Annotated in this window: 23 protein-coding genes; 10 read left to right on the top strand and 13 right to left on the bottom strand. The window is 70.2% G+C overall.

All coding sequences use genetic code 11. The features are described from left to right. Positions 1–154: 154 nt before the first annotated feature. Complete coding sequence (locus tag ABIC70_RS23665; protein WP_051044692.1) at positions 155–1,189, top strand: alpha/beta fold hydrolase; 1,035 nt, start codon at positions 155–157, stop codon at positions 1,187–1,189. A gap of 4 nt (positions 1,190–1,193) precedes the next feature. Here the strand turns inward: ABIC70_RS23665 and ABIC70_RS23660 are convergent, their stop codons facing one another. Continuing rightward, positions 1,194–1,718: a SixA phosphatase family protein gene (locus tag ABIC70_RS23660; RefSeq protein ID WP_354441402.1), complete on the bottom strand. Its 525-nt coding sequence runs from the start codon at positions 1,716–1,718 to the stop codon at positions 1,194–1,196. Between the two features lie 230 nt (positions 1,719–1,948). Here ABIC70_RS23660 and ABIC70_RS23655 point away from each other — a divergent pair, with 230 nt between their 5' ends. Further along, on the top strand, positions 1,949–2,872 hold the full coding sequence (locus ABIC70_RS23655) for a class I fructose-bisphosphate aldolase (protein ID WP_354441400.1): 924 nt from the start codon (positions 1,949–1,951) through the stop codon (positions 2,870–2,872). A 15-nt stretch (positions 2,873–2,887) separates the two neighbouring features. On the opposite strand, the gene ABIC70_RS23650 is transcribed toward ABIC70_RS23655, so the two are convergent. From ABIC70_RS23650 to ABIC70_RS23635, 4 genes are all read right to left on the bottom strand, one after another. Continuing rightward, positions 2,888–3,823: an NAD-dependent epimerase/dehydratase family protein gene (locus tag ABIC70_RS23650; RefSeq protein ID WP_274929001.1), complete on the bottom strand. Its 936-nt coding sequence runs from the start codon at positions 3,821–3,823 to the stop codon at positions 2,888–2,890. Continuing rightward, the gene (locus ABIC70_RS23645) at positions 3,820–4,857 is read right to left on the bottom strand and encodes an MraY family glycosyltransferase (RefSeq protein ID WP_354441398.1); all 1,038 of its coding nucleotides are present in this window, start codon (positions 4,855–4,857) and stop codon (positions 3,820–3,822) included. Before ABIC70_RS23645 ends, ABIC70_RS23650 begins: the two co-directional genes overlap by 4 nt. 81 nt (positions 4,858–4,938) lie before the next feature. Further along, a complete protein-coding gene (locus ABIC70_RS23640; protein WP_354441396.1) occupies positions 4,939–6,624 on the bottom strand; it encodes a methyl-accepting chemotaxis protein in 1,686 nt (561 codons plus the stop codon). A gap of 110 nt (positions 6,625–6,734) precedes the next feature. After that, on the bottom strand, positions 6,735–8,777 hold the full coding sequence (locus ABIC70_RS23635) for an ethylmalonyl-CoA mutase (RefSeq protein WP_043383488.1): 2,043 nt from the start codon (positions 8,775–8,777) through the stop codon (positions 6,735–6,737). 613 nt (positions 8,778–9,390) lie between these two features. Here ABIC70_RS23635 and ccrA point away from each other — a divergent pair. After that, complete coding sequence (gene ccrA, locus ABIC70_RS23630) at positions 9,391–10,677, top strand: crotonyl-CoA carboxylase/reductase (RefSeq protein ID WP_043347875.1); 1,287 nt, start codon at positions 9,391–9,393, stop codon at positions 10,675–10,677. 171 nt (positions 10,678–10,848) lie between these two features. After that, a complete protein-coding gene (locus ABIC70_RS23625; RefSeq protein WP_043347877.1) occupies positions 10,849–11,145 on the top strand; it encodes an alkylphosphonate utilization protein in 297 nt (98 codons plus the stop codon). Positions 11,146–11,272: 127 nt separating this feature from the next. On the opposite strand, the gene ABIC70_RS23620 is transcribed toward ABIC70_RS23625, so the two are convergent. Then, entirely contained in the window at positions 11,273–11,449 is a 177-nt protein-coding gene (locus tag ABIC70_RS23620; protein ID WP_167380409.1) for a hypothetical protein, read from the bottom strand. 194 nt (positions 11,450–11,643) lie between these two features. Here ABIC70_RS23620 and ABIC70_RS23615 point away from each other — a divergent pair, with 194 nt between their 5' ends. Beyond that, positions 11,644–13,125 carry a S1 family peptidase gene (locus ABIC70_RS23615; protein ID WP_502916037.1) on the top strand — a complete coding sequence of 494 codons (1,482 nt, stop codon included), beginning with the start codon at positions 11,644–11,646 and terminating at the stop codon, positions 13,123–13,125. Between the two features lie 117 nt (positions 13,126–13,242). On the opposite strand, the gene ABIC70_RS23610 is transcribed toward ABIC70_RS23615, so the two are convergent. The 7 genes from ABIC70_RS23610 to ABIC70_RS23580 form a co-directional block, all read right to left on the bottom strand. Continuing rightward, positions 13,243–13,398 (bottom strand): DUF3309 domain-containing protein, encoded by a 156-nt coding sequence (locus tag ABIC70_RS23610; protein WP_085987623.1) that lies wholly within the window; start codon positions 13,396–13,398, stop codon positions 13,243–13,245. Positions 13,399–13,520: 122 nt separating this feature from the next. Beyond that, complete coding sequence (locus ABIC70_RS23605) at positions 13,521–14,570, bottom strand: cysteine synthase A (RefSeq protein WP_354441391.1); 1,050 nt, start codon at positions 14,568–14,570, stop codon at positions 13,521–13,523. 39 nt (positions 14,571–14,609) lie between these two features. Continuing rightward, positions 14,610–15,593: a sulfate/molybdate ABC transporter ATP-binding protein gene (locus tag ABIC70_RS23600; protein WP_043347886.1), complete on the bottom strand. Its 984-nt coding sequence runs from the start codon at positions 15,591–15,593 to the stop codon at positions 14,610–14,612. 58 nt (positions 15,594–15,651) lie between these two features. Beyond that, entirely contained in the window at positions 15,652–16,533 is an 882-nt protein-coding gene (gene cysW, locus ABIC70_RS23595) for a sulfate ABC transporter permease subunit CysW (RefSeq protein WP_043347889.1), read from the bottom strand. Continuing rightward, positions 16,526–17,380: a sulfate ABC transporter permease subunit CysT gene (cysT, locus tag ABIC70_RS23590; RefSeq protein ID WP_043347891.1), complete on the bottom strand. Its 855-nt coding sequence runs from the start codon at positions 17,378–17,380 to the stop codon at positions 16,526–16,528. Before cysT ends, cysW begins: the two co-directional genes overlap by 8 nt. 10 nt (positions 17,381–17,390) lie before the next feature. After that, positions 17,391–18,428 carry a sulfate ABC transporter substrate-binding protein gene (locus ABIC70_RS23585; RefSeq protein WP_043347916.1) on the bottom strand — a complete coding sequence of 346 codons (1,038 nt, stop codon included), beginning with the start codon at positions 18,426–18,428 and terminating at the stop codon, positions 17,391–17,393. A 401-nt stretch (positions 18,429–18,829) separates the two neighbouring features. After that, positions 18,830–19,015 carry a NepR family anti-sigma factor gene (locus ABIC70_RS23580; protein ID WP_043347894.1) on the bottom strand — a complete coding sequence of 62 codons (186 nt, stop codon included), beginning with the start codon at positions 19,013–19,015 and terminating at the stop codon, positions 18,830–18,832. Positions 19,016–19,206: 191 nt separating this feature from the next. On the opposite strand from ABIC70_RS23580, the gene ABIC70_RS23575 reads away from it, so the two are divergent. The 5 genes from ABIC70_RS23575 (at position 19,207) to fdhE (ending at position 25,771) form a co-directional block, all read left to right on the top strand. Continuing rightward, complete coding sequence (locus ABIC70_RS23575) at positions 19,207–19,548, top strand: hypothetical protein (protein ID WP_053609177.1); 342 nt, start codon at positions 19,207–19,209, stop codon at positions 19,546–19,548. Between the two features lie 156 nt (positions 19,549–19,704). Continuing rightward, entirely contained in the window at positions 19,705–22,785 is a 3,081-nt protein-coding gene (fdnG, locus tag ABIC70_RS23570) for a formate dehydrogenase-N subunit alpha (protein ID WP_078947084.1), read from the top strand. Between the two features lie 13 nt (positions 22,786–22,798). Beyond that, complete coding sequence (fdxH, locus tag ABIC70_RS23565) at positions 22,799–23,734, top strand: formate dehydrogenase subunit beta (protein WP_043756175.1); 936 nt, start codon at positions 22,799–22,801, stop codon at positions 23,732–23,734. Between the two features lie 315 nt (positions 23,735–24,049). Further along, complete coding sequence (locus ABIC70_RS23560; RefSeq protein WP_075379820.1) at positions 24,050–24,772, top strand: formate dehydrogenase subunit gamma; 723 nt, start codon at positions 24,050–24,052, stop codon at positions 24,770–24,772. Between the two features lie 3 nt (positions 24,773–24,775). Next, positions 24,776–25,771 carry a formate dehydrogenase accessory protein FdhE gene (fdhE, locus tag ABIC70_RS23555; RefSeq protein ID WP_354441386.1) on the top strand — a complete coding sequence of 332 codons (996 nt, stop codon included), beginning with the start codon at positions 24,776–24,778 and terminating at the stop codon, positions 25,769–25,771. Positions 25,772–25,956: the final 185 nt, after the last annotated feature.

Here is a 25,956-nt window from a genome sequence, read left to right as displayed (position 1 = left end):
ACCCGTCTTTCGTGCCGCCTGACGGCCGGCACAGACGAGATATCGGAGGGGGAAAATCGCCCTTCAAGACCCCGGGCGATGGCAGGAATCGCAATTTTTTCGCTACGGTCCGCGGGTGCAGCGGGCGGTGCACGGACGCGCTGAGGTGAGGCCAGTGAGACGCTTCGACGGTGGTACCGGGCGCGAGCCGCCGCTCCTGACCCTGCGCAGCACGCCCGACAATCCGGTCCCGCCGGGCGGCACGCTGATCGCGGTCGGCACGCGCGACGATTGCACCCTGCGGGCGGCCTACTGGCAGACGACGGCGCGCACCTGCCGGGGTACGGTCTGCCTGCTCCAGGGCCGGGCCGAGTTCATCGAGAAGTACTACGAGACGATCCACGAGCTGCGGGCGCGGGGCTTCGCGGTCGTCGCCTTCGACTGGCGCGGCCAGGGCGAATCGGACCGGCGGGTGGACAATCCCCACAAGGGCCACGTCGCCCGGTTCGACGATTACCGCCTCGACCTGCGGGCCGTGGCCGAGACCGTCCTGGTGCCCCTGATGCCCGAGCCCCATGTCGGCCTCGCGCATTCCATGGGCGGATGCGTCGCTCTCCTGGGCGCCCTGGACGGCTGGCTGCCGTTCCGGCGGCTGGTGACCGTGGCCCCGATGCTGTCGATCCGGATGATCCGCTGGCCGGCCGGCGCCGCGCTGCTGTCGCAGGGCCTGCACCGTCTGGGCCTCGGGAGCCGGTACATCCCGCTCGGCAAGCCGGTCTCGATCGCCACCAACCCCTTCGCCGGCAACAGGCTGTCGCGGGATCCGGTCCGCTACGCCCGCAATGCCGCGGCGGCCCGGGAGGTCGGCGCCGGCGCGGTCGGCGATCCGACGATCGCGTGGCTCGCCGAGGCGTTCCGCGCGATGGCGCGCCTGCGCGACCCGCGGGCGGCGCCGCGGATCACGCTGCCGACCCTGATCGTCGCGGCGGGGGCCGACCCGGTTTGCGGCACGCCGGACACCGAGCGCTTCGCGGCCCGGCTGAAGGCCGGCCATATCCTGGTCCTGCCGGATTCCCGGCACGAGATCCTCACCGAGCGGGACGCGATCCGGCAGGATTTCTGGGCGGCCTTCGAGGCCTTCGTGCCGGGCTCGCCCCTGCCGAGCCACGCCGAGGTCGAGGCGCACGCCGTCGCGGTGCCGGTCGCCTGAGGCGTCAGCCGGCCAGATCCGGGTCGATGTCCCGCGGGCGCACGAACCGCTCCAGGCGTCCCCGGCCCGGCGCGATCTCGGCCCAGAGGTCGCCCGCGAAATCGATCACCGCGTAGGCCGCGGTCGGGAATTCCAGGGCGAGGCGGTCCCGCGCCGCCCGCGGCCCCGCCCCCGCCAGACCCGCCGCGAGGTCGCCGAGTCCCGGATTGTGGCCGACGACGATCACCGTGCCGGCGGTGTCGGGCGCCTCCCGGATCACCGCGAGGATCCGCTGCGCCGGCGCCTCGTAGATCTCGGGCCGCCAGCGCGTCTCGGGATTGCCGAGCGTGGCCGCCATCGCCTCCCAGGTCTCGCGCGTCCGTGCAGCGGTCGAGACCAGGGCGAGATCCGGGCAGAGGCCTTCCCGCGCGAGGTGGGCGCCCACCGCCGGGGCCGCCCGCCGGCCGCGGGCATTGAGCGGGCGCTCGTGGTCCGCCACGCCCGGCGGACGGTCGGACTTCGCGTGCCGCAACAGGATCAGCCTGCGCATGAGCGAACCTCTGATGCGAATCTCTGGGCCGATCCCGGGGCTTTGAGCCACCGGATTCCTGGCGCCCATCTCCCCATCCGGTTAGCCGAAAGCGCCGCGTGCGGGAACCTCGGTTTTCCCCGCCCCGTTCCGAAGGCGGGCCGTCCGCGCACGGCACGGCATGGCACGGCGTGGCAGGGCATGCGGCGTACGGCCTGCGGCGCGACGGTCTCCGACCAGGAGGCTGCCCGATGGACCGATCCCCCCGCGTCACCGAGATCCTGTCGTGGTACGGGGCCGACAGCCCCGGGACGCTCGCCAACCTCGCCCGGATGCTGGAGCACGGAAAGCTCGGCGGCACCGGCAAGATGCTGATCCTGCCGGTGGACCAGGGTTTCGAGCACGGCCCCGCCCGGAGCTTCGGCTCGAATCCGCCAGCCTACGACCCGCTGTACCATTTCGAGCTGGCCCTGGCGGCGGGGTGCAACGCCTACGCGGCGCCGCTCGGCTTCCTGGAGGCGGGGGCGCGGGACTATGCGGGGCGCATCCCCTTGATCCTCAAGCTCAACGACCACGACCTCCTGGCCGACGAGGACGATCCCGAGCAGGCGATCACCGGCTCGGTGGCGGACGCCCTGCGGCTCGGCGCCTGCGCCGTCGGCTTCACGATCTATCCGGGCTCCGCCCACCGCAACGCCATGTACGGCCAGATTCGGGCGATCGCCGAAGAGGCCAAGAGCGTCGGGCTCGCCGTGGTGATCTGGTCCTACGCCCGCGGCTCGGCCCTGTCGAAGGCGGGCGAGACCGCCATCGACGTCATCGGCTACGCGGCGCAGATCGCCGCGCAGCTCGGCGCGCACATCATCAAGGTGAAGCTGCCCACCGCCCATATCGAGCAGCCGGCAGCCAAGAAGGTCTACGAAGCCACCGGCATCCCGATCGGCACCGCGGCCGAGCGCGTCCGCCACGTGGTGCAATGCGCCTTCAACGGCCGGCGGATCGTGATCTTCTCCGGCGGTGCCCACGCCGAGGAGGGCCCCTTCCTCGACGAGATCCGCGCCATCCAGGCGGGCGGCGGCTTCGGATCGATCGTGGGCCGCAACGCCTTCCAGCGCTCGAAGGCGGACGCCCTGTCGCTGCTCGGCACGATCACCGACATCTACGCGGGCGTCTGAGCTTGGCCCGCGCCGTCAGCCGCCGTCGCGGGCCAGCCGGGCGAGTCCGTCGCGGGTCGGCCCGGCCGGCCTCCAGCCGAGGGCCGCGAGGCCGTCGGCGCGGGCGACGAGCCCCTCGGCGACGCGGGCGAACTGCGTGTCCCGGCCGGTCAGCCGGCAGGCCAGCTTGATGAGCCCGGCCGGCACCGGGACGAGGCCCGGGCCGCGGCCGAGGCCCTGGCGGAGGGACGCGATCATCTCGGGCAGGCTGAGCGGATCCGGGTCGGCGGCGATGAGGGCGCGGTTCAGGGGGCCGGGCGCTGCCAGCGCCGCGTCCACGGCGCCCGACAGGCTCTCCAGGGAGATCAGCGAGCGCCGCGCCGCGAGGCCGCCCAGCGGCAGCGGATAGGGGCTGCGCGCCAGCCGCAGCAGGGCGGCCATGTTGCCCTTCACGCCCGCCCCGTAGACGAGGACCGGGCGCAGGGCGACCCAGTCCAGCCCGGTCTCGGCGAGCGCTCGTTCGGCCTCCAGCTTGGAGCGGCCGTAGGCGTCGGTGGGCCGGGGCGGATCGCCCTCCCCGACCACGCCCGGTGCGCTCGCCCCGACCTGGGCGCGGATCGAGGACAGGAACACGAAGCGGCGCACCTTCGCGCGCGCCGCCGCCTCCGCGAGCTTGCGCGTCGCCTCGGTGTTGAGCGTCCGGTAATCGTCCTCCGGGGCGCCCGACGGCGTCGGGCCGAGGTTGGCGTGGGCGAGGCCCGCCGAGTGCACCACCGCGTCGACGCCGCTGAGGGCCGCCGCCATGTTGATCGGGCGCGTCAGGTCGCCGACCACCGCGCTCGCGGCGCCCTCCGGCACGCTCGTCGGCCGGCGCAGCAGCACGCGGACCCGGTAGCCGCGCGCGGTGAGGTCGGCGAGCAGATGGCGGCCGATGAAGCCGGTCGCCCCGGTGAGCGCGATGAGTCCGGTCACGGCTGAGCGGCACCTTCGGCTGGGGCCGGCGCCGGGGCGCGGGCGAAGCGGCGGAGCAGGGCGGCGACCAGGGCGAGCCCGGCTGCCAGGGCGGCGAGCGTGACCGGCCAGGACGGCCAAAGCAAGGTCGCGGCGGCGAGCGCCGCCAGGGCGAGATTGGCCGCAAACACCCGGCCCACCACGCCGGGGACGCTGAGCCCGTTGACGGTGGCCCGCTGGTAATGGTGACCGCGATGGGCTTCCCAGACCCGCTCGCCCCGCGCCGCCCGGGCGCCGAGGGTCAGGCTGGCATCGGCGAGATAGACGAGCGGCAGCAGCAGGGCCGCGGCGAGGCCGCCCGCCAGGGCCAGCTGGCACAGCAGCCAGGCGGTGACGAGCCCGATCGGCAGCGAGCCGACATCCCCGAGGAAGAGCTTTGCGACCGGCCGGTTGAACGGCGCGAAGCCGAGCACCGCCCCCAGGAGGCTCGCCGCAACCAGCGTCGGCAGCGGCGGCAGGCGCCCGGCGAGGCCGAACAGTAGGAGCGCGCCCGCCACCGGGACGATCTCCGCCACCGTCATCCAGTCGAGCCCGTCCATGAAGTTCGTCAGGTTGACGAACCACAGGCCCGCCAGCAGCGCGAGGCCGCGCTCCAGCCAGAGCGGCAGACCGGGCAGCAAGCGCCCGTCCACGTGCCAGATCAGCAGGCCGACCACCAGAGCCTGCACGGCGAGCCGCAGCGCGGCCGGCAGCGGCCGGATGTCGTCCACCGCACCAAGGAGCGCCAGGGCCAGGGCGCAGCCGGAAAGCCAGATCCAATCCGGACGGCCTCCGATCTCCGGCGCCGCGATCAGCAGGCCCGAGATCGTGACGAACGCCGTGACCACGGCGATTCCGCCCCCCTGCGGGGTCGGCACGGTGTGGCTCGAGCGGGCATTCGGCCGGGCCAGGGCGTAGCGCTGCAGCAGCGGGCGCAGGCGCAGGATCAGGCCCGCCGAGAGGGCGGCGGCGAGGGGCACCGCCAGCAGCAGGATCGTGGGCAGGGCGGACGGCATCGCGGACGGTATCTCGGACGGCATTTCGGACGGCATGGCGCCGTCCTACGCGATCTGCCGCCCAACCGTCAGGGGGGCGCCCTAGGCCGCCCGCACCGTGGCGAGGAAGCGCGCGACCTCGGCCCCCAGATGCTCAGACTGACGCGACATCTCGCTTGCGGCCCCGAGAACCTGGGCGGCGGCCGCACCGGTCTCTTCGGCGGAGTGGGCAAGGCTCGCGATCGTCCCGGTCACCGCGCCGGTGCCGACCGCGGCCTCGGCGACGTTGCGGACGATCTCCTGGGTGGCCGCACCCTGCTGCTCCACGGCTGCCGCGATGCTCGAGGCCACGTCGTCGATCTCGCGGATCCGTCGGCCGATCCCGTCGATCGCCGACGCGGCCTGCCCGGTGGAGGACTGGATCCGCCCGATCTGGCCGGTGATCTCCTCGGTGGCCCGGGCGGTCTGTTCGGCGAGCGCCTTCACCTCGGACGCCACCACCGCGAAGCCGCGTCCGGCGGTGCCGGCCCGGGCGGCCTCGATCGTGGCGTTGAGCGCCAGAAGGTTGGTCTGGGCGGCGATCCCGGAGATCAGCGCCACCACGTCGCCGACCTTCGCGGCCGCCGCGCTGAGATCGTGCACCAGCGCCACCGTGCTGGTCGCCTCCGCGACGGCGACCCGCGCCAGTTCCGCCGAGCCGCTGACCTGACGGCTGATCTCCTGCACGGACGAGCCCAGTTCCTCGGCGGCCGCCGCGACGGTGTTGACGTTGGCGGCGGCCTCGCTGGCGGCGGCCGCGACGGTGCCGGACTGCCCGGCGGCATCCGACGCGCTACCGGTCAGCGACCGGGCGGTGGCCTCCAGCTCGGTGGCCGCCGCCGACACGCCGCCGACGATGCCGCCCACCGCCTGCTCGAAGGCGTCGGCCATGGCACGGGTCGCGGTCCGGCGCTGCGTCTCGGCATCCGCGCGGGCCAGCGCCGTCTCCGCCTCCAGGGCGCGCGAGCGGACGAGGTTGTCGCGGAACACCAGCACGGAGCCGGCCAGGGCTCCGATCTCGTCCCGCCGGCCCTGGCCCGGGATCCCCACTTCCGCGTCGCCCGCGGCGAGGCGCTGGGTCGCCGCCGCGATCGCCCGCAGCGGCCGGCTGACGCCGCGCAGCACCAGCACCATGGCGCCCAGCGCGACGAACAGCGCGAGCGCGGCGAGCACCAGCATGTTCCGGTTGGCGGCCGCGTAGGTCGCCTCGATCCGCGCGCCGCTCGCCTGCGAGCCGGCGGCGTTCAGGTCGACCAGCCGGTCCCATTCGGCCAGAACCCCATTGATGCCGGTCGACATCGTGGTGTTGTAGATCCGCTGGCCTCCGGCGACGTCGCCGGAGGCAGCCTTGTCCAGGGCTTCCGTCTGCAACGCCCTGTAGGCGTCCAGCTGGCGCCGGAGGGCCGCGTAGGCGTCGCGCTCAGCCTGCGTGAGCGGCTGCGCCTCGTAGCGGGCGAACTGAGCGGCGAGCTGTCCGTCGCGTTTGGCGATCGTGGCCGCGACCTCGGTCCGCAACTCCGGCGTGTCGGCGGTGATCAACCGCCCGCCGTTGACCCGCTGCCGCATGATGATGACGCCGATCCGGCCGAGCGCGTCGGTCGCCGGCACGCGCACGTCGCGGAGTTCCGCCGCGGTGGCGTTGACGCTGCGCAGTTCCGTCAGGGAGAGGCCGCTCGTCGCGGCGATCAGGACAGCCAGTGCGGCGAGGCAGAATCCGAGTTTGGCCGCGATCGAGATGCCAGGGCGCATGTCGCTTCTTCCTCGGTCCCGAAAGGGGGACCGAGGACATCATGATGCGGAAACGGTTAAACTTGTTTGAGATATGGCAGCTGTGGATTCAACTTTAATGCCGCCGCGTCTCAGTAGACTTGTGCCTCCGCGCGCGGCTGGTCCGATGGGCCGTCCCGGCGCTCCAGACCCTTCTCCACGACCTTGGCGAGCCCGACCATGATCTGGTCGATGGCGTAGTCCTTGGGCGTGTAGACGGCGCGGACGCCCATGTTCTTGAGAACCAGCTCATCCTCGGGCGAGATGATGCCGCCGACCACCACCGGGATGTGGTCGAGCCCTGCCTCGCGCATCTTGGCACGGACCTCCCGCACCAGCGGCACGTGGGAGCCCGACAGGATCGACAGGCCGACCACGTGGGCACCGGTCTCCTTGGCCTTCGCGACGATCTCGGCCGGCGTCTGGCGGATGCCGTCATAGGTGACGTCGAAGCCGACATCCCGGGCGCGGAGCGCGATCTGCTCGGCGCCGTTGGAGTGCCCGTCGAGGCCGGGCTTGCCGACGACGAGCTTGGGCGTCTCGCCGAGGCGCTCGCCGAGATCGGCGATCAGGAGCTTGGCGTCCTCGGCCGCGCCGCTGGAGACCGTCTCAAGGGTGACGCCGGTGGGCGCCCGGTACTCGCCGAAGACGTCCCGCAGGCGCGCGCCCCATTCGCCGGTGGTCACGCCGGCCTTCGCGGCCTCGATGGAGGGGGGCATGATGTTGGCGCCGGAGCGCGCCGCCTGCTCCAGGGCGTCGAGGGCCTGACCGACCGCGTTCGCGTCGCGGCGACCGCGCCATTCGCGGATGCGGGTCTGGGCCTCCATCTCCACGGTCTCGGAGACGGAGAAGATCGCCCCCTCCCCGGCGGTGAGCGGCGAGGGCTCGCCCTGCTGCCACTTGTTGACGCCGACCACGATCTGCTCGCCGGCCTCGATGGCCGAGATCCGCCGGGCGTTCGATTCGACCAGCGCGCGCTTGAGCGCGCCGGTCTCCACCGCCGCGACCGCGCCGCCGATCCCGCCGATCCGCTCCAGCTCGGCCCGGGTCTGCGCCTTCAGCGCCTCGACCTTGGCCTCGATCACGTGGCTGCCGTCGAAGATGTCGTCGTATTCCAGCAGGTCGGTCTCGAAGGCCAGGATCTGCTGCATGCGCATGGACCATTGCTGGTCCCAGGGGCGCGGCAGGCCGAGGGCCTCGTTCCAGGCCGGGAGCTGCACCGCGCGGGCGCGGGCGCGCTTCGAGAGCGTCACCGCCAGCATCTCGATCAGGATGCGGTGGACGTTGTTCTCCGGCTGCTGCTCGGTGAGCCCGAGGGAGTTCACCTGTACGCCGTAGCGGAAGATGCGCTTCTTCGGGTCGTCGATGCCGTAGCGCTCCTGGGCGATCTCGTCCCAGAGTTCCGAGAACGCCCGCATCTTGCAGATCTCGGTGACGAACCGGAGCCCTGCATTCACGAAGAACGAGATCCGTCCGAAGACGTCGGAGAAACTCGCGGCGTCGAATTCGGGATCGTCCCGCACGGTGTCGAGCACGGCGATGGCGATGGCCAGCGCGTAGGACAGCTCCTGGACCGGCGTCGCCCCCGCCTCCTGCAGGTGGTAGGAGCAGACGTTCATCGGGTTCCACTTCGGCACGTTCTTGGTCGTGAACAGGATCACGTCCTTGGTGAGCCGGAGGGACGGTGCGGGCGGGAACACGTAGGTCCCGCGCGACAGGTATTCCTTGATGATGTCGTTCTGGGTCGTGCCCTGGAGAGCGGCGAGCGGCGCCCCCTGCTCCTCGGCCACCGCGAGGTAGAGCGCCAGCAGCCACGGGGCCGTGGCGTTGATGGTCATCGAGGTGTTCATCTGGGCGAGCGGGATGTCCTGGAACAGGGTCCGCATGTCGCCGAGATGCGCGATCGAGACGCCGACCTTGCCGACCTCGCCGCGGGAGAGTTCGTGGTCGGGGTCGTAGCCGGTCTGGGTCGGCAGGTCGAAGGCCACCGACAGGCCGGTCTGGCCCTTGGCGAGGTTGCCCCGATAGAGCTTGTTGGATTCCGCCGCGGTCGAGTGCCCCGCATAGGTGCGGATGATCCAGGGCTTGTCGCGGCTCGACTTGTCGCTCTTGGTCTCGGCGACGCTCGCGCCCATTCCTCGCCTCCGTGTCATCTTTGTATCCGCGCTGGACGCGGCCTTGCGGACACCGTAGCGAAGGCTTGGGCACGCGTCATCCGGGACGGAAGTGCAAGACGCCCCCCGCGGGCCTCCGCGGTCCATGAAAAAACTTGCCCGCCGGAACAGCGGGATTTGAAGGCGGCGACGCGGGATCTCCCCGCAGGACCCTGTCCCATCCGGTCACGGATGGCATCCCGCGCCGATCCCGATCAGCATCGTCGCTGCTGGTATAAAGTCTACCTGAACTGTTCTTCGCAGGAGCGGCCTTTGGTCTGGCGCGAGAGAACGCGTCAGAACAATGACTTAGAGCTGGCGAGGCTTGCGGGGCGCCCGGGAGCAGCACAGGCCCGCGGTGGCGCCGCCGCGCAAGGTCTCGGGACCGGCGCCGTCATGGCGAGGGGCGAATAATACTTGGTCTGCCGGAAAGCCGATTTTGAATACGTGGCTGCCCGCCCTGTGCCGACGCCTTTTTCGTGTCGGAAACCATCGGGTTTCGACTTTCGGCCCACTTGGACGCCTCCGGCATCACCGCTATAGCGCGATGGAGAACCGCGGCCGTGAGAAACACGCGGGACGAGAGGAGAGCGAGATGGCGGCGAGCGCTGCGATCAGTCCGACGGGCGGGGAGGTCAAGGACCTCTACGAGATGGGTGAAATCCCGCCGCTGGGTCATGTGCCGGCCAAGATGTATGCCTGGGCGATCCGGCGCGAGCGGCACGGGCCGCCGGAACAGTCCCACCAGCTCGAAGTGCTGCCGGTCTGGGAGATCGGCGACGACGAGGTGCTGGTCTACGTCATGGCCGCGGGCGTGAACTACAACGGCGTCTGGGCCGGCCTCGGCGAGCCGATCTCGCCCTTCGACGTGCACAAGGGCGAGTACCACATCGCCGGTTCGGACGCCTCCGGCATCGTCTGGAAGGTCGGCGCCAAGGTGAAGCGCTGGAAGGTCGGCGACGAGGTCATCGTCCACTGCAACCAGGACGACGGCGACGACGAGGAGTGCAACGGCGGCGACCCGATGTTCTCGCCGACCCAGCGGATCTGGGGCTACGAGACCGGGGACGGCTCCTTCGCGCAGTTCTGCCGGGTGCAGTCGCGCCAGCTGATGCACCGGCCGAAGCACCTCACCTGGGAGGAGGCGGCCTGCTACACGCTCACGCTGGCCACCGCCTACCGCATGCTGTTCGGCCACGCACCGCACACGGTCCGGCCGGGCCAGAACGTGCTGATCTGGGGCGCCTCGGGCGGTCTCGGCGTGTTCGGCGTGCAGCTCTGCGCGGCGTCGGGCGCCAACGCCATCGCGGTGATCTCGGACGAGTCGAAGCGCGACTACGTGATGAGCCTCGGCGCCAAGGGGGTCATCAACCGCAAGGACTTCGACTGCTGGGGGCAGCTGCCGAAGGTGAACAGCCCCGAGTTCCACGCCTGGACCAAGGAGGCGCGGAAGTTCGGCAAGGCGATCTGGGACATCACCGGCAAGCAGGATGTCGACATCGTGTTCGAGCATCCCGGCGAGGCGACCTTCCCGGTCTCGGCGCTGGTGGTGAAGCGCGGCGGCATGGTGGTGTTCTGCGCCGGCACGACCGGCTTCAACATCACCTTCGACGCCCGCTACGTGTGGATGCGGCAGAAGCGCATCCAGGGCTCGCACTTCGCCCACCTCAAGCAGGCTTCGGCGGCGAACCAGTTCGTGCTCGACCAGCGGATCGACCCGTGCATGAGCGAGGTCTTCCCCTGGGACAAGATCCCCCAGGCCCACACCAAGATGTGGAAGAACCAGCACCCGCCGGGCAACATGGCCTGCCTCGTCAACTCCCCGCGCGCCGGCTTGCGCACGGTCGAGGACGTGATCGAGGCCGGCCCGCTGAAGCGGTAAGGCACTCCGTCGGGCCGGCCCGCCGCTCTCGCGCGGGGCCGGCCCGATCGGATAAGCTCGCGGCGTCCCGCGCCGATTCGGCGACCGGTTCGGTGTGCCGGGACGCGCGCGGATGACGGGCCCACGAGATCCTGACAGGACCCGGCCCCGATCCGAACCCGGGGTACGGCTGTGAACGACGACGAGGCCTACGTCTACGACGCGGCGACGGGCGAATGGCTCCCGCCCGGGTCCGCGGCCGCGCCCCCCGAGAAGGCGGCGGTCCGCGACGCGGCCGGCAACGCCCTCGCCGACGGCGATTCGGTCACGCTGATCAAGGATCTGAAGGTCAAGGGCGCGAACCAGACCCTCAAGCAGGGCACGGTCATCCGGTCGATCCGGCTCACGGACGATCCGCACGAGATCGATTGCCGCCACGACACCATCAAGGGCTTGGTCCTGCGCACCGAATTCGTGCGCAAGCGCTGAATGGACGGCCTTACCGGGTCGGTCGGCGGCTGCCGGTGCGGCCTGGATCCGGCGTCTGAGCCGGACGCCCCGCTATCGCCCGCCCGGACGAATCGCGGCGACGCCGCATTCCTGGGCCGGCCTCCGGTTACCGGCGGCGCGTCTCATCCTGCGGCAGGTGGCGGCCATAGACTTCCTGTTTCTCCGCGCGCTCCTGGATCAGGTCGGCATAGGCCTGCCGCATCTCCGGAGAGACGCTGATGCTCTTGCCCTTGGCGGCCTTGCGCTTGGGCGCCTTCTTGAAGGTGGTGTTCGTGTCGCTCATGCCGGGCTCCGCGTCGAACCGTGACGGCATCGCATGGCCGGACGACCGATCCGGGAATCCGGCCGCCGCCCAGGACCGGACATCTGCCCTTTAGCGCATCGTCGCCCCGGACGCACGGTGGCCGGAGACGGATTGGTCTGGCCTGCCGCTGCGGCCTCTGCCAGGATCGCGACGACGGGGGTCGGGGGGCGGCGATGGATTCGGGTGATGCGTCGCGGTGTCGGCTCCCGGGCGCCTCGCGCGGCCGCTCCCGGCGCGTGACACCGCTCGCGATCCTGATCGCCCTCGGCCTTGGGCCGGTTCAGGCTCAGGACCGGCCGGTCCCGGCCCGCACCGCGCCGAGGCCGGCGCCCGTTGCCGGGGCTCCCGCCGATCCCGCCTTCGAGGCGGCGAAGGCGACCTTCGAGGCCCTGCCGGAGGCCGACCGCAAGGCGGTCCAGGACGCCCTGGTCTGGACCGGCGACTTCAACGCCGTGGTGTCGGGAGCCTTCGGGCGCCGGACCTTCGAGGCGCTCAACGCCTACGGCGTCCGGACCGGGGGAGCCGATCCCCTCGATCCCCACGGCCGGCCCGCGCTGCTGGCTGCCGGTGCCGCCGCGCGGAACGCGGCGCGCTTCCGCGTCGCGGTCGATTCCGGGAGCGGCGCCCTGTTGGGGGTGCCGGAGCGCCTGCTGGCGAAGCGCACCGCCCTCCCCGCCGGAACCCGCTGGCAGAGCCAGGACGGGCGCGTGACCCTGGAATCCCGCACCTTCCCGCCCGGGACCGAGACCCTGGATTCCCTCTTCGAGAAGGCCACCGCGCCGCTCCCCGGCCACAAGGTGACCTACAAGCTGCGGCGGCCGGACACCGTGGTGGTCACCGCCGAGACCGGGCCGGGATTGTCCTATATCCGCTATGCGTCCGGTCCGGAGGGAGTCCGCGGCTTCCTGTTCGGCTATGACCGCACCCTCGCGCCGGAGGTCGGCCGGCTCGTCATCGCCGTGGCGAATGCCTTCGTGCCGTTTCCGGACCCCGCCGCAGCGCCGGCCGCGCAGATGCCGGCAAGCCCCGGGACGCCAGCGGGGACCACCCGCGCCGCCGGCAATCCGGTGCCCCAGCCGCAGGCCCCCGCGCCCCTGAGGCCGGCGAGCCTGTCGTCCGCTCCGGCTTCGGGCGCCGGCCTCGTGGTGGCGCCAGGACGCGTGCTGACCGCCGCTGCCGTGCTGGATGGGTGCGCCCAGCCCCAGATCGGGTCGGCGCCGGCGCGTGTGCTCGCCACCGATCCGGCCGGCCTCGCGCTTCTCGAGGTGCAAGGCGCCCCCGCCCCGTTCCGGCCCGCAATCCGGACCGAACCCGTCGCCGGCGAGGACAACCTGATCGCCCTCGCGCCGAGTCCCGATGGGATCCTGGCCGCTCCCGGCGAGGCGCGCGGGGACGATGTGATCGCGGCGCTCCAGCCGGGCTCCGGCGGCGCGCCTGTGCTCGACCGCGCGGGCAGGCTCGTCGGTCTCGTGGCCCGCTATCCCTCGGCCCCGCGCCGCGTTGCCGGGGTGGTCCCGCCCGCGCGCCTGCCGCTGGTGCCGGCGCGGGCGGTGGCGGCCTTCCTGGCCGCGCAAGGTCTTCCCGCGGCTGCACCGCGGCCGGAGAGCGGACCGGCCGCGGCCGCGCCGGCGGTGGTGGCGATCACCTGCCGCTAGCCGGCGCGCTGCCGGGACGGCCGCCGTGCCGGCTGACGGACCTGCGCCCGCCCGATGGCCTGAGCGGACGAAGCGTCGGCAGGCCGGCGCGCGTCCGTCCAGGCGGAGAGGGCCGCCTTACAGCCGCCCGGTCGCCAGCAGGACGATCAGCACGATCAGGAGGATGCCGCCCAGGCCGAAGCCGGGTCCGCGATACGCACCGCCGCCGAGGAAGCCGCCGCCGCCGAAGGCCAGGATGATCAGGATGATGAGCAGAATGGTGACGAGGGACATCGGTCGCGTTCTCCGGACGGTCGCGCTGGTGCGAGCGTGACCGTTCAAACGCTGCGACATTCCGTTCCGTTCAACGCCAAGCTACGCTTTTATGCGGAAAAGTCCGGATGCGGTCCCGCGGCTCAGGCGTGCCAGTCCGGCAGGGGATCCTGCGGGGCGTCGAGCCAGCCCGGTACCGGCAGATTGCGCTCGGTGAGGAAGGCCGGGTTGAACAGCTTCGAGGCGTAACGGGCCGCCCCGTCGCACAGGATCGTCACGATGGTGTGGCCGGGCCCGAGTTCCCGGGCCAGCCGGATCGCCCCGGCGACGTTGATGCCCGACGAGCCGCCCAGCGACAGCCCCTCCTCCCGCATCAGCCCGAAGACGATGTCGAGGGCTTCGCGGTCCGGGATCCGGAAGGCGTGATCGGGGGTGAAGCCTTCGAGGTTCCGGGTGATGCGCCCCTGGCCGATCCCCTCGGTGATCGAGCTGCCCTCGGCCTTCAGGGTCCCGGTCGTGTAATGCGCGTAGAGGGCCGAACCCTCCGGATCGGACAGCGCGATCCGCACCTGCGGGTTGCGAGCGCGCAGGGCCTCCGCGGTGCCGGCCAGCGTGCCGCCGGTCCCGGCCGCGCAGACGAAGCCGTCGACCCGGCCGCCGGTCTGCGCCCAGATTTCCGGGCCGGTGCCCTCCACATGGGCCTGCCGGTTGGCGACGTTGTCGAACTGGTCGGCGAAGAAGGCGCCCGCCGGCTCGGTGGCGGCGAGTCTTTCGGCCAGCCGCCGTGCGACATGGACGTAATTGTTCGGATTGGCGAAGGGCACGGCCGGGACTTCCACCAGCCGGGCACCCGCGAGCCGCAGGGTCTGCTTCTTCTCCTCGGACTGCGTGACCGGGATGACGATCAGGGTCCGATAGCCGCGCACGGAAGCCACCAGGGCGAGGCCGATGCCGGTATTGCCGGCGGTTCCCTCCACGATGGTGCCGCCCGGCCGGATCAGGCCCTTCGCCTCCGCGTCCTGCACGATGGAGAGCGCCGCGCGGTCCTTCACCGACAGGCCGGGATTGAGGAACTCGGCCTTGCCGTAGATGTCGCAGCCGGTCGCCTCGGAGGCCCGGCGCAGGCGGATCAGCGGTGTCTGGCCGATGGCGGCCAGGACATCGGGTGCGGGATCGCGACTCGGTACGGTCATGGTCGGGAGCCTAGGATGCTGCGTTGCCGCTGGCGAGCGTCACCCGAACACGTGGCCGCCGTTGATCCGCAGGCCCACCGGGTGCCCGGCCGCGTAGCGGACCCCGTCGAAATCCTCCACCGCGAGCACGCGCCCCTCGGCATCGACCACCTCGATCCGCTGACGCCCCTGCGTCCTGTACGAGCTGCGCACGGTGCCGGAGAGATGCGCGGCCTCGGGCTCGGCGAGCTGCAACTGCCAGGGCCGGACGTAGAGCTTGACCGGACCGATGGTCCCGGCCGGCGCCGCAACCGGCGTCTCCCGGCCCCGGACCAGCACGCGGCCGCCCTCGGCGATGGCCTCCACCTCGACGGAATCGCCGAGGAACTTCATCACGGTGGCGGAGGCCGGGTTCTCCTGCACCTCGTCGGGAGTGCCCACCTGCTCCAGCCGCCCGCGGTCGAGCACCGCCACGCGGTCCGACAGCTCCAGGGCCTCGTCCTGGTCGTGGGTGACGAAGATCGTGGTCTGGCCGGTGCGGTCGTGGATCTCGCGCAGCCAGCGGCGCAGGTCCTTGCGGACCTGGGCATCCAGGGCGCCGAAGGGCTCGTCCAGCAGGAGGACCCGCGGCTCGACGGCGAGCGCCCGGGCGAGCGCCACCCGCTGGCGCTGGCCGCCGGAGAGCTGCGACGGGTAGCGGTCGCCGAAGCCCGAGAGCCGGATCAGGTCGAGGAGGTCGCCGACCCGGCGCTTGATCTCGGCCTTGGCCGGCCGGTCGGCCCGGCGGCGCGCGTTCAGGCCGTAGGCGATGTTGTCGGCCACGCTCATGTGCTTGAACAGGGCGTAGTGCTGGAACACGAAGCCCACCGCGCGCTCCTGCACGGCGAGCCCGGTCGCGTCGTCGTCCCCGAACAGGATGCGTCCTCTGTCCGGCGCGTCGAGGCCGGCGATGATCCGCAGCAGCGTCGTCTTGCCCGAGCCCGAGGGGCCCAGCAATCCGATCAGCTCGCCCGCCCGCACGTCGAGGGAGAGGTCGTGCAGCACCGCCGCGGTGTCGAAGGTCTTCGAGACGTTCTCGACCCGGATGGCCGTGGAGGGCCGGTCAATGAGACCGGCCGCCCGCGAGCTCCCCCGCGAAGCGCCATTCGAGGACGGATTTGAGGACGAGGGTGATGAGGGCAAGGACGGCGAGGAGCGAAGCGACGGCGAATGCGGCGACGAAGTTGTACTCATTATAGAGGATCTCCACGTGGAGTGGGATGGTGTTGGTCAGGCCGCGGATGTGGCCCGACACCACCGACACCGCGCCGAATTCGCCCATCGCCCGGGCATTGCAGAGGAGCACGCTGTAGAGCAGGCCCCAGCGGATATTGGGCAGCGTCACCGTGCGGAACGCGTGCAGGCCCGAGGCGCCGAGCGTCAGCGCCGCCTCTTCCTCGGCGGTGCCCTGCTCCTGCATCAGCGGGATCAGCTCGCGGGCGACGAACGGGAAGGTCACGAACACCGTGGCGAGCACGATCCCCGGCAGCGCGAACAGGATCTGGATGCCGTGATCGATCAGCCAGGAGCCGAACAGGCCCTGCGAGCCGAACAGCAGCACGTAGATCATCCCCGAGACCACTGGCGAGACCGAGAACGGCAGGTCGATCAGGGTGATCAGCAGCGATTTGCCGGGGAACTCGAACTTGGCGATCGCCCAGGAGGCCGCCAGCCCGAACACCACGTTGAACGGCACCGCGATCGCCGCCACCGTGAGCGTCAGGCGGATCGCGCTCCAGGCGTCGGGCTCGCGGAACGCGTCCAGGAAGGCTCCGAGCCCCTTCGAGAAGGCCTGGATGAAGACCGCGAACAGCGGCAGAACCAGGAACAGCGCCAGGAACGCCACCGCGATCCCGATCAGGACCGTGCGGGTCGCGGCTCCCTCGGAGGCGACCGGACCCTGCTTGGTGGCCGGCACGAAGGCGGGCGAGAAGATCTCAGACATAGCCGAACCGCCTCCGTGACCAAGCCTGGATCAGGTTGATGGCCAGCAGCGTCAGGAACGAGATCCCGAGCATGATCGTGGCGATGGCCGCCGCGCCCCCGTAATCGAACTCGGAGAGCTTGATGACGATCAGCAGCGGCGCGATCTCCGACACGTAGGGCAGGTTGCCGGCGATGAAGATGATCGAGCCGTACTCGCCGACGCCCCGGGCGAAGGCCAGGGCGAAGCCAGTGAGCACGGCGGGAATCAGCGGCGGCAGCACGACCCTGGTCAGGGTGGCGAACCGCGTCGCCCCGAGGGTCGCGGAGGCCTCTTCGATCTCCTTGTCGATCTCGGCGATCAGCGGCTGGACGGTCCGCACGGCGAAGGGCAGGCCGATGAACACCATGGCGATGAAGATGCCCAACGGCGTGTAGGCCGCCTGGATGCCGAGGCGTGCGAGGGGCGCGCCGAGCAGCCCGTCCGGCGCGTAGAGCGAGGCGAGCGCGATACCGGCGACCGCGGTCGGCAGCGCGAAGGGCAGGTCGACCGCCGCGTCGACCAGCTTGCGGCCGGGGAAGCGGTAGCGGGTCAGAACCCAGGCCACGAGGAAGCCGAAGGTCGAGGCCACGAGGGCCGCAAGCGCGGAGACGCCGAAGCTGATCCGCAGGGCGCTCGCCACCCGCGGGTCGGTGGCGACGTCCCAGATACCGGACAGGCCCAGCCCCGACGCCTTCACCACCAGCCCGGCGAGCGGCAGGAGCACGATCAGCCCAAGGCAGGTCAGGGTGTAGCCGAAGCTGATCCCGAAGCCCGGGATCACGCTCGGCCGACGGAATGTCCATCGGGGGCGGTGCGTCTCGACCATGATGCGCCCTTCAGCGGCCGGCCCGGCTCAGCCGATCGAACAGACCTCCGGCATCGAAGTTCCGCTTCTGGATCTCGTCCCAGGAGCCCTGGAGATCCTCGATCTTGAACAGCTTGATGTCGGGCAGCTGTGCGAGGTCGGCCTGGGCGGCCGCCTCCCGGCGGATCGGCCGGTAATGGTGCTTGGCGAAGATCGCCTGGGCGCGGTCGGTGTAGAGGAAGTCGAGATAGGCCTGCGCGGCCTTGGTGGTGCCCTTCCGCTCGGCGTTGACCGCCACGAGGGCCACCGGCGGCTCGGCGTAGATCGAGCTCGGCGGCGAGACGATGTCGAACTTGTCGGCCCCGAATTCCTGGAGCACGAGGTAGGCCTCGTTCTCCCAGGTGGGGAGCACGTCGCCGAGCCCGCGCTGGGCGAAGGTCACGGTCGAGCCGCGGGCGCCGGTGTCGAGCACCGGGACGTTCTTGTAGACCTGCCCGACGAAGGCGTCGGCCTTGGCGGCGTCCTTGTCGGTCCCGTAGGCGTAGCCCCAGGCGGCGAGGAAGTTCCAGCGCCCGCCGGCGGACGTCTTCGGGTTCGGGGTGATCACCTTGACGTCGGGCTTGATCAGGTCGGCCCAGTCCTTGATGCCCTTCGGGTTGCCCTTGCGGACGAGGAACACCACCGTCGAGGTGTAGGGCGTGGCGGTGTTGGGCAGCTTGCTGCGCCAATCCTCCGGGATCTTGTGCGTGAGCTTGGCGATCGCGTCGATGTCGGACGGGATGCCGAGGGTGACCACGTCGGCGTCGACGCCGTCGATCACCGTGCGCGCCTGCGCCCCCGACCCGCCATGCGAGGCCCGTATCGTGATCGCTTCGCCGGTCTTCGCCTTCCACTCCTCCGCGAAGGCGGCGTTGATCTCCCGATAGAGCTCGCGGGTCGGATCGTACGAGACGTTGAGGAGCGCGGTCTCGGCCGCGGCCGGCAGCACGCAGGCCCACAGGCCGGCACCGGCCAGCAGGGAGAACCCGATCGCCCGGGCCATCCGGCCGCGACCTGCAGCGTTCTTCATCACGTCCGATCCCCCGCCATGCGCGATTGCGATCCAGGGGACCTGCATCCCCGGACGCCGGAAATCGTTCTTTTTACCGAACGAAGTCAAGCCTAGGACGCGGACACGCGGGATGGCATCGCTCGCTCAGGAACGGCGTCGTCGGCCGGAATGCAAGTCGGATCAGCGCAGTAGGCCGCCAGAACGCATGGATCTTCTCCGGATCTTCGCGGCGAGAGAAGAATCGCAATGCCGGATCGGGTTTCTCAGAACGAACAATCTTATGTGCGCTGGCGCACTTGAGTGGGCCTCGGTCCGGTGGGGCGCTGGCGCTGGCGCTGGCGCTGGCGCTGGCGGTGCGACGCGAGGTCCCTGCCCTGTCCCATCCGGATGTCCGGCGATCGCGCCGGTGGCGGGTTGCGTCAGCGCTTCGGCTTGCTGAGCTGGGCGATCAGGGCCTTGAGGCGCTCGTCGACGGGGGCCGAGAGCGTATCGGTATAGAGTGTGCGCAACGTCTGGCCGAGATGGCGGCGGACGCCGGGGGGGAGCGGCGCTGCGTCTGGAATCTGTTCGAGTTCGGAGGCGCGCTCCGGATGCGGCTTCGACATGATGGGGCGATCCTCGCACCTGCCAGCACGCAGCGTTGCAGGGCGTGGTTAAGGAGCCGTCACCGACGCCGGCGCATCGACGGGTCGTCCGATCCGGCGGCCTCTCGGAGGGGCGGTGTCGCAGGCCGGAACTGGGGCGGTGCAGGGCACGTTGCCCGCGCATCCCCCTGCCCGTTCCCCGGAGACGTCCCTTGCCTCGCTCGATCCCCCTGATGATGCTGGTGCTCTTCGGGGCGGTGACGGTCGGCACCCCGTGCCTCGCGCAGACCAAGCCGGGCGAGATCAAGGGGGTCGACGCGATGGGCGACAAATCCCGCAGCGCCCAGGACGGCTGGAGCCAGGCGCCGGTTCCCCGCGAGCAATCGGCCGCCAAGGATGCGCCCGACCCGGGCGGCCAATCGACCAAGGAAAACGCCAACCGCCCGGTTCCGCAGGCCAATCCCGGCGGCTCGTCCGCCACGGAGCCGCAGGCTCCGCTGGAGCACCGCACGGCGAGCCCCTCGGGGATGAATCCGGCGATCCCCAGCAAGTAAAGAAATCGTTTCTCGGCAGGATGATACCGGCTCGGACGAACGTGGTGCTTCGTCCGAGACACAGGGACTTGCTGTGTCACGCAACCGCACTTGCCTCGCGCGGGCTTTTTTGGGACACCCTGGAATTATACCAGATCGCTTTTCTGTGAGGCGGAGATGACTGTCCAGGTCTCAAGGCGTGGCCTGCTCAAGGGGGCCGGCGCCGGCCTCGCGGGCGGCTCGCTGGGTGCCCTCGGGTTCGGGGGACTCGAGCCCGCTATGGCCGCCGCGGTGCGGCCCTTCAAGCTCGCGCAGATGCGCGAGACCCGCAACACGTGCCCGTATTGCTCGGTCGCGTGTGGCGTCATCCTGTACAGCCTGGGCGATCGCTCCAAGAACGCGCGCTCCTCGGTGATGCACATCGAGGGTGACCCCGATCATCCGATCAACCGCGGCACGCTCTGCCCCAAGGGCTCGGCGCTCCTCGACTTCGTGCACGCCGAGACCCGGACCAAGTACCCGCTCCATCGCGCCCCGGGCTCCTCGGAGTTCAAGCGCGTCTCCTGGGACTTCGCCCTCGACCGGATCGCGAAGCTCATGAAGGAGGACCGCGACAAGAACTTCGTGGCCAAGAACGGCGATCTCACGGTCAACCGCTGGACCACGACCGGATTCCTGGCGGCCTCGGCCACGACCAACGAGACGGCGTGGCTGACCTACAAGACCGTCCGAAGCATGGGGGCCCTGGTCTTCGACAATCAGGCCAGGGTTTGACACGGTCCGTCGGTCGCCAGTTTGGCGCCCTCCTTCGGACGCGGTGCGATGACCAACCTCTGGATGGACATCAAGCACGCGGACGTGATCACCGTGATGGGCGGCAATGCCGCCGAGGCTCACCCCTGCGGCTTCAAGTGGGTCGTCGAGGCGAAGGCCCATAACAACGCCAAGCTGATCGTCGTCGATCCGCGCTTCACCCGCACGGCGTCGGTGGCCGATCTCTACTGCCCGATCCGGCAGGGGACCGACATCGCGTTCCTGTCGGGCGTGGCCAAGTACCTGCTCGACAACGACAAGCTGCAGCACCGCTACGTCTCCGCCTACACCAACGCCGGGTACGTGGTCCGCGAGGGCTACGACTTCAGCGAGGGTCTGTTCGCGGGCTACGACGCGGACAAGCGCGACTACGACAAGACCACCTGGGACTACGAGATCGGTCCCGACGGCTACGCCGTGGTCGACGAGACGCTGCAGCACCCGCGCTGCGTCATGCAGCTCCTGAAGAAGCACGTGGCGCTCTACACGCCCGAGATGGTGGAGAAAATCTGCGGCTCGCCCAAGGAGACCTTCCTCAAGGTCTGCGAGCTGATCGCCACGACGGCCGCGCCCGACCGGGTGATGACGTCGCTCTACGCGCTCGGCTGGACGCACCATTCCAAGGGCTCGCAGAACATCCGCTCGATGTGCATCGTGCAGACGCTGCTGGGCAACATCGGCATGCTGGGCGGTGGCATGAACGCCCTGCGCGGCCACTCCAACATCCAGGGGCTGACCGATATCGGGCTGATGAGCAATCTCATCCCCGGCTATCTGAACATCCCCGTGGAGAAGGAGCCCGACTACGCGAGCTACATCGCCAAGCGGCAGTTCAAGCCGCTGCGCCCGGGGCAGACGAGCTACTGGCAGAACTACAACAAGTTCTTCGTCTCGTTCCAGAAGGCGATGTGGGGCGACAAGGCCCAGAAGGAGAACGACTGGGCCTACGACTACCTGCCCAAGCTCGACGTGCCGACCTACGACGTGCTGCGTGGGTTCGAGCTCGCCAAGCAGGGCAAGATGACCGGCTACGTCATCCAGGGCTTCAACCCCCTGCTGTCGTTCCCGAACCGCGCCAAGATGACGGAAGCCTTCTCCAAGATGAAATTCTTGGTGGTGATGGATCCGCTCAAGACCGAGACGGCGCGGTTCTGGGAGAACCACGGCGAGTACAACGACGTCGATCCGACCAAGATCCAGACCGAGGTGTTCGAACTGCCGACCACCCTGTTCGTGGAGGAGGAAGGCTCGCTGTCGAACTCCAGCCGGTGGCTGCAATGGCACTGGCAGGCCCAGGACGCGCCGGGGGAGTGCCGCTCCGACATCGAGATCATGTCGGAGATCTTCCTGCGCATCCGCGGAGCTTACAAGAAGGACGGCGGGGCCTTCTCCGACCCGATCGTCAATCTGAAGTGGGACTACGCGATCGCCGAGTCGCCGACGCCCACGGAGCTCGCCCGCGAGCTCAACGGCTACACGCTCGCGCCGACGCCGGATCTCAACGGGACCGTCATCCCGGCGGGCAAGCAGGTCGACGGCTTCGCCCAGCTCAAGGACGACGGCACCACGGCCTGCGGCTGCTGGATCTACTCGGGCTGCTACACCGAGAAGGGCAACATGATGGCCCGCCGGGACAACACCGATCCCGGCGATCGCGGCATCGCGCCCAACTGGGCCTTCGCGTGGCCGGCCAACCGGCGCGTGCTCTACAACCGCGCCTCGTGCGACCCCGAGGGTCGTCCGTGGTCGGAGAAGAAGAAGCTCATCGAGTGGAACGGCAAGCAGTGGATCGGCTTCGACGTGCCGGATTACGGCGTCACCGTCGCCCCCGATAAGGGCGTCGGTCCGTTCATCCTCAACCAGGAGGGCGTCGCCCGCCTGTGGACCCGCGGACTCATGCGCGACGGGCCGTTCCCGACGCACTACGAGCCCTTCGAGTCCCCGGTGCAGAACGTCGCCTTCCCGAAGATCAAGGGCGCGCCCGCGGCCCGCATCTTCAAGGACGACCTGGCCGATCTCGGCGACGCGAAGGACTTCCCCTACGCGGCGACGAGCTACCGCCTGACCGAGCACTTCCACGGCTGGACCAAGCACGCCCGGATCAACGCGATCCTCCAGCCGGAGGCCTTCGTGGAGATCTCGGAGGAACTCGCCAAGGAGAAGGGCATCGCCAAGGGCGGCTGGGTCCGCGTCTGGTCGAAGCGCGGCTCCCTGAAGGCGAAGGCCGTGGTGACGAAGCGCATCAAGCCGCTGATCTGCGACGGCAAGCCGGTCCACGTCGTCGGCATCCCGCAGCACTGGGGCTTCATGGGCCACACCAAGAAAGGATGGCACCCGAACTCGCTCACGCCGGTCGTGGGCGACGCGAACACCGAGACGCCGGAGTTCAAGGCTTGGCTCGTGAATATCGAGCCGACCACGCCTCCGTCCGATGCCGTCGCGTAAGGGGAGCTGAATCATGGCCGACTACAGCTCCCTCGACATCCGCCAGCGTTCCGCCTCCACGGAGACGCCGCCGGAGATCCGCCGCCAGGTGGAGGTCGCCAAGCTCATCGACGTGTCGAAGTGCATCGGCTGCAAGGCCTGCCAATCGGCCTGCGAGGAGTGGAACGACCTCCGCGACGATATCGGCGTCAACACGGGCACGTATCAGAACCCCCACGACCTCACCCCGAAGTCGTGGACCCTGATGCGGTTCACCGAATACGAGAACCCCGAGACCCAGAACCTCGAATGGCTGATCCGCAAGGACGGCTGCATGCACTGCACCGAGCCGGGCTGCCTGAAGGCCTGCCCGTCCCCCGGCGCCATCGTGCAGTACTCCAACGGCATCGTCGACTTCATCGAGGAGAACTGCATCGGCTGCGGCTATTGCGTGAAGGGTTGCCCGTTCAACATCCCGCGCATCAGCCAGACCGACCACAAGGCGTACAAGTGCACCCTGTGCTCGGACCGGGTGGCGGTGGGTCAGGCTCCGGCCTGCGCCAAGGCCTGCCCGACCGGCTCGATCATGTTCGGCACCAAGCAGGCCATGATCGACCAGGCGCATGACCGCGTCGAGGATCTGAAGTCGCGCGGCTTCGCGCATGCCGGCCTCTACGACCCGGCCGGCGTCGGCGGCACGCACGTCATGTACGTGCTGCACCACGCCGACCAGCCGAGCCTCTACGCCGGTCTGCCGAACGATCCGAAGATCTCGCCGCTCGTCGCCTTCTGGAAGGGCGGAGCGAAGGTGTTCGGTCTCGCCGCCATGGGCTTCGCCGCGGTGGCGGGCTTCTTCCACTACGTGACGGCCGGCCCCAACGAGGTCGTGCCCGAAGAGGAGGAAGAGGCGGTCGAATACGACGAGGCCAAGCGCCGGGAGACCGGCGGCGGCGAGGCCCGGCCGCATTGATCGGCATCCCGGGCTGCCAATGCAGCCCGGGAGACGCGACGCGCCCCCTCTCCCGTGCGGGAGAGGGTTGGGGTGAGGGTCGAGAAGGTTCAGGATCGAGCACGTCGTCGACGTGGGATCGGGTTGCGCCTTCTCCGGATCGTCCTCATCCCTCACCCTGTCCCTCTCCCGAACGGGAGAGGGGACCCGCGATCCCTTCGGAAACGGGCGGGATCGGATAACCGAAGACGGCGGGGCCCAGAGGCCCTATCCTGAATTTCAGAGCCCCCTCCGCCGAGGCGCAGGGCCGGCGCCGCATCAGGCGAGTGAAGGTCGATGACGATCCACCGCGACATCCGGGACGGCGATCCCCGCCCCCTGCACCACGCCAAGTCCGAGGCGACGGAGGTTCTGTACGTCCCGCGCTACACCGGCGTGCAGCGCGTGAACCACTGGATCACCGCGATCCTGTTCACGCTGCTGACCCTGTCGGGCCTGGCGATGTTCACGCCCTACCTGTTCTCTCTCACCGGCCTGTTCGGCGGCGGGCAGGCGACCCGGGCGATCCATCCCTGGTTCGGCGTGGCGCTGGCGGTCAGCTTCTTCTTCCTGTTCGTGCGCTTCTGGAAGCTCAACATCCCCAACAAGGACGATGTCGAGTGGACGAAGCATATCGGCGACGTGGTCACCAACCGTGAGGACCGGCTCCCGGAGCTCGGCAAGTACAATGCCGGACAGAAGGGCGTGTTCTGGGGGCAGACCGCGCTGATCGGCGTGATGTTCGTCACCGGGCTCGTGATCTGGAACACCTATTTCGGCGGCCTCACCTCCATCGAGACCCAGCGCTGGGCGCTTCTGGCCCACTCCCTCGCCGCGGTGATCGCCATCGCGATCATCGTGGTGCACATCTACGCCGGCATCTGGGTCCGCGGCACCGGCCGGGCGATGGTCCGCGGCACGGTCACGGGCGGCTGGGCCTACCGCCATCACCGCAAGTGGTTCCGTCAGATGGCCGGCGGCACGGGCCGCCGGGGTTCGGTGGACAAGCGCGGATCCTGAGCCTTGGCCCGTTTCTTCAAGCGGAAATCCGCGGCTCCGGCCGCGGACGAGACGCCGACCGCAGCACCCGCGACGAGCCCCCGCCGCCGGGATTTCAGCGAGCTGAAGCCCGATCCCGACAAGATCGGGATCTCCGGGTCGGTGCCCTTCGTCCGCCTGCCCGATCCCGCACGGCTGTTCGCCGACCGGTCCGCGCGCCTTCTCGAGGCGGCCCCCGGGCATCCGATGGAGGCCTATCTCCGGTTCGTCGCCGAGGTCGCCCGGGCTCAGGCCGTGATCCAGGCGAAGGGGCCGCCGGCATCGCTTCCGGAGGCCTCCGATCTGGCGCTGCGGAGCGAGCACGGCATGCCGCCCCTATCGCGGCATAGCCTCGAGGCGGACCGGGGGTTCGACGACGGGCTCCTGGCGCTGCTCGCCGAACTCGACCTCACGACGGCGCCTGAGGCCTCGGTCGCGGCGCGCGAGAGCCTGCGTGCGGCGTCCCGGGAGGATCGCCTCGATCTGGCCCTCCAGGTCTTCGAGGGGGCGCTGCCGGTGGACCGGATCGCCGAATGCGTGTTCGTCTCGGCGGTCCTGCAGGTCCGTCTTGCCGAGCAGGCTGCGCGGCTCGACACGAAGACCCTGAAGCCCGTAGCCGACGGGGTTTGCCCCTGCTGCGGCGGCGCGCCTGTGGCGAGCGTCATCGTCGCCTGGACCCCGGCCGACAAGGCGCGTTACCTGAGCTGCTCGCTCTGCGGCACGTATTGGAATCACGTCCGGATCCGCTGCACCGCCTGCGGCGACGGCGAGGGCGTCAGCTATTACGGCCTCGACGAGGTCTCGAAGGACGTCCAGGTCGAGACCTGCACGACCTGCCACAGCTACATCAAGCACCTGCACCAGCACCGGGCGCCGACCCTCGACCCGGTCGCGGACGACATCGCGTCCTATGGGCTCGATTTGAAGATCGCCGAGGAAGGGTTTCGGCGCGCCGGACTGAACCTGCTGTTCGTGATCTAGCCGGACTCTGGCATCCGCTCCGGCGCGGTTTACGTCCCGGACCGCACCCCCGTGCGAACACACCCGCATCCACGGCCGCGGCGGCGGCCTGCAGAAAGCGGCGCGGCCGGCTGGACGGCCCTTCGTGCAGGCTCGGCAACGCTCCGCCGCTTCCGGATGGGGGCGGGTCGGAACCGCTCGGGATG

Origin of the sequence: Methylobacterium sp. 1973 (genome assembly GCF_040545035.1) — a bacterium.
Taxonomy (GTDB): domain Bacteria; phylum Pseudomonadota; class Alphaproteobacteria; order Rhizobiales; family Beijerinckiaceae; genus Methylobacterium; species Methylobacterium fujisawaense.
Note: the sequence above shows the minus strand (reverse complement) of the source record. Positions and strands in the feature narration are given on the sequence as shown.

Bases quoted from the DNA above. Each gene is read 5' to 3' on its own strand.
- ABIC70_RS23660 (WP_354441402.1), bottom strand. From the start codon at position 1,718: ATGCGCAGGCTGATCCTGTTGCGGCACGCGAAGTCCGACCGTCCGCCG.
- ABIC70_RS23655 (WP_354441400.1), top strand. From the start codon at position 1,949: ATGGACCGATCCCCCCGCGTCACCGAGATCCTGTCGTGGTACGGGGCC.
- ABIC70_RS23645 (WP_354441398.1), bottom strand. From the start codon at position 4,857: ATGCCGTCCGCCCTGCCCACGATCCTGCTGCTGGCGGTGCCCCTCGCC.
- ABIC70_RS23640 (WP_354441396.1), bottom strand. From the start codon at position 6,624: ATGCGCCCTGGCATCTCGATCGCGGCCAAACTCGGATTCTGCCTCGCC.
- ABIC70_RS23635 (WP_043383488.1), bottom strand. From the start codon at position 8,777: ATGGGCGCGAGCGTCGCCGAGACCAAGAGCGACAAGTCGAGCCGCGAC.
- ccrA (WP_043347875.1), top strand. From the start codon at position 9,391: ATGGCGGCGAGCGCTGCGATCAGTCCGACGGGCGGGGAGGTCAAGGAC.
- ABIC70_RS23620 (WP_167380409.1), bottom strand. From the start codon at position 11,449: ATGAGCGACACGAACACCACCTTCAAGAAGGCGCCCAAGCGCAAGGCC.
- ABIC70_RS23615 (WP_502916037.1), top strand. From the start codon at position 11,644: ATGGATTCGGGTGATGCGTCGCGGTGTCGGCTCCCGGGCGCCTCGCGC.
- ABIC70_RS23610 (WP_085987623.1), bottom strand. From the start codon at position 13,398: ATGTCCCTCGTCACCATTCTGCTCATCATCCTGATCATCCTGGCCTTC.
- ABIC70_RS23605 (WP_354441391.1), bottom strand. From the start codon at position 14,570: ATGACCGTACCGAGTCGCGATCCCGCACCCGATGTCCTGGCCGCCATC.
- cysW (WP_043347889.1), bottom strand. From the start codon at position 16,533: ATGTCTGAGATCTTCTCGCCCGCCTTCGTGCCGGCCACCAAGCAGGGT.
- cysT (WP_043347891.1), bottom strand. From the start codon at position 17,380: ATGGTCGAGACGCACCGCCCCCGATGGACATTCCGTCGGCCGAGCGTG.
- ABIC70_RS23585 (WP_043347916.1), bottom strand. From the start codon at position 18,428: ATGAAGAACGCTGCAGGTCGCGGCCGGATGGCCCGGGCGATCGGGTTC.
- ABIC70_RS23580 (WP_043347894.1), bottom strand. From the start codon at position 19,015: ATGTCGAAGCCGCATCCGGAGCGCGCCTCCGAACTCGAACAGATTCCA.
- fdxH (WP_043756175.1), top strand. From the start codon at position 22,799: ATGGCCGACTACAGCTCCCTCGACATCCGCCAGCGTTCCGCCTCCACG.
- ABIC70_RS23560 (WP_075379820.1), top strand. From the start codon at position 24,050: ATGACGATCCACCGCGACATCCGGGACGGCGATCCCCGCCCCCTGCAC.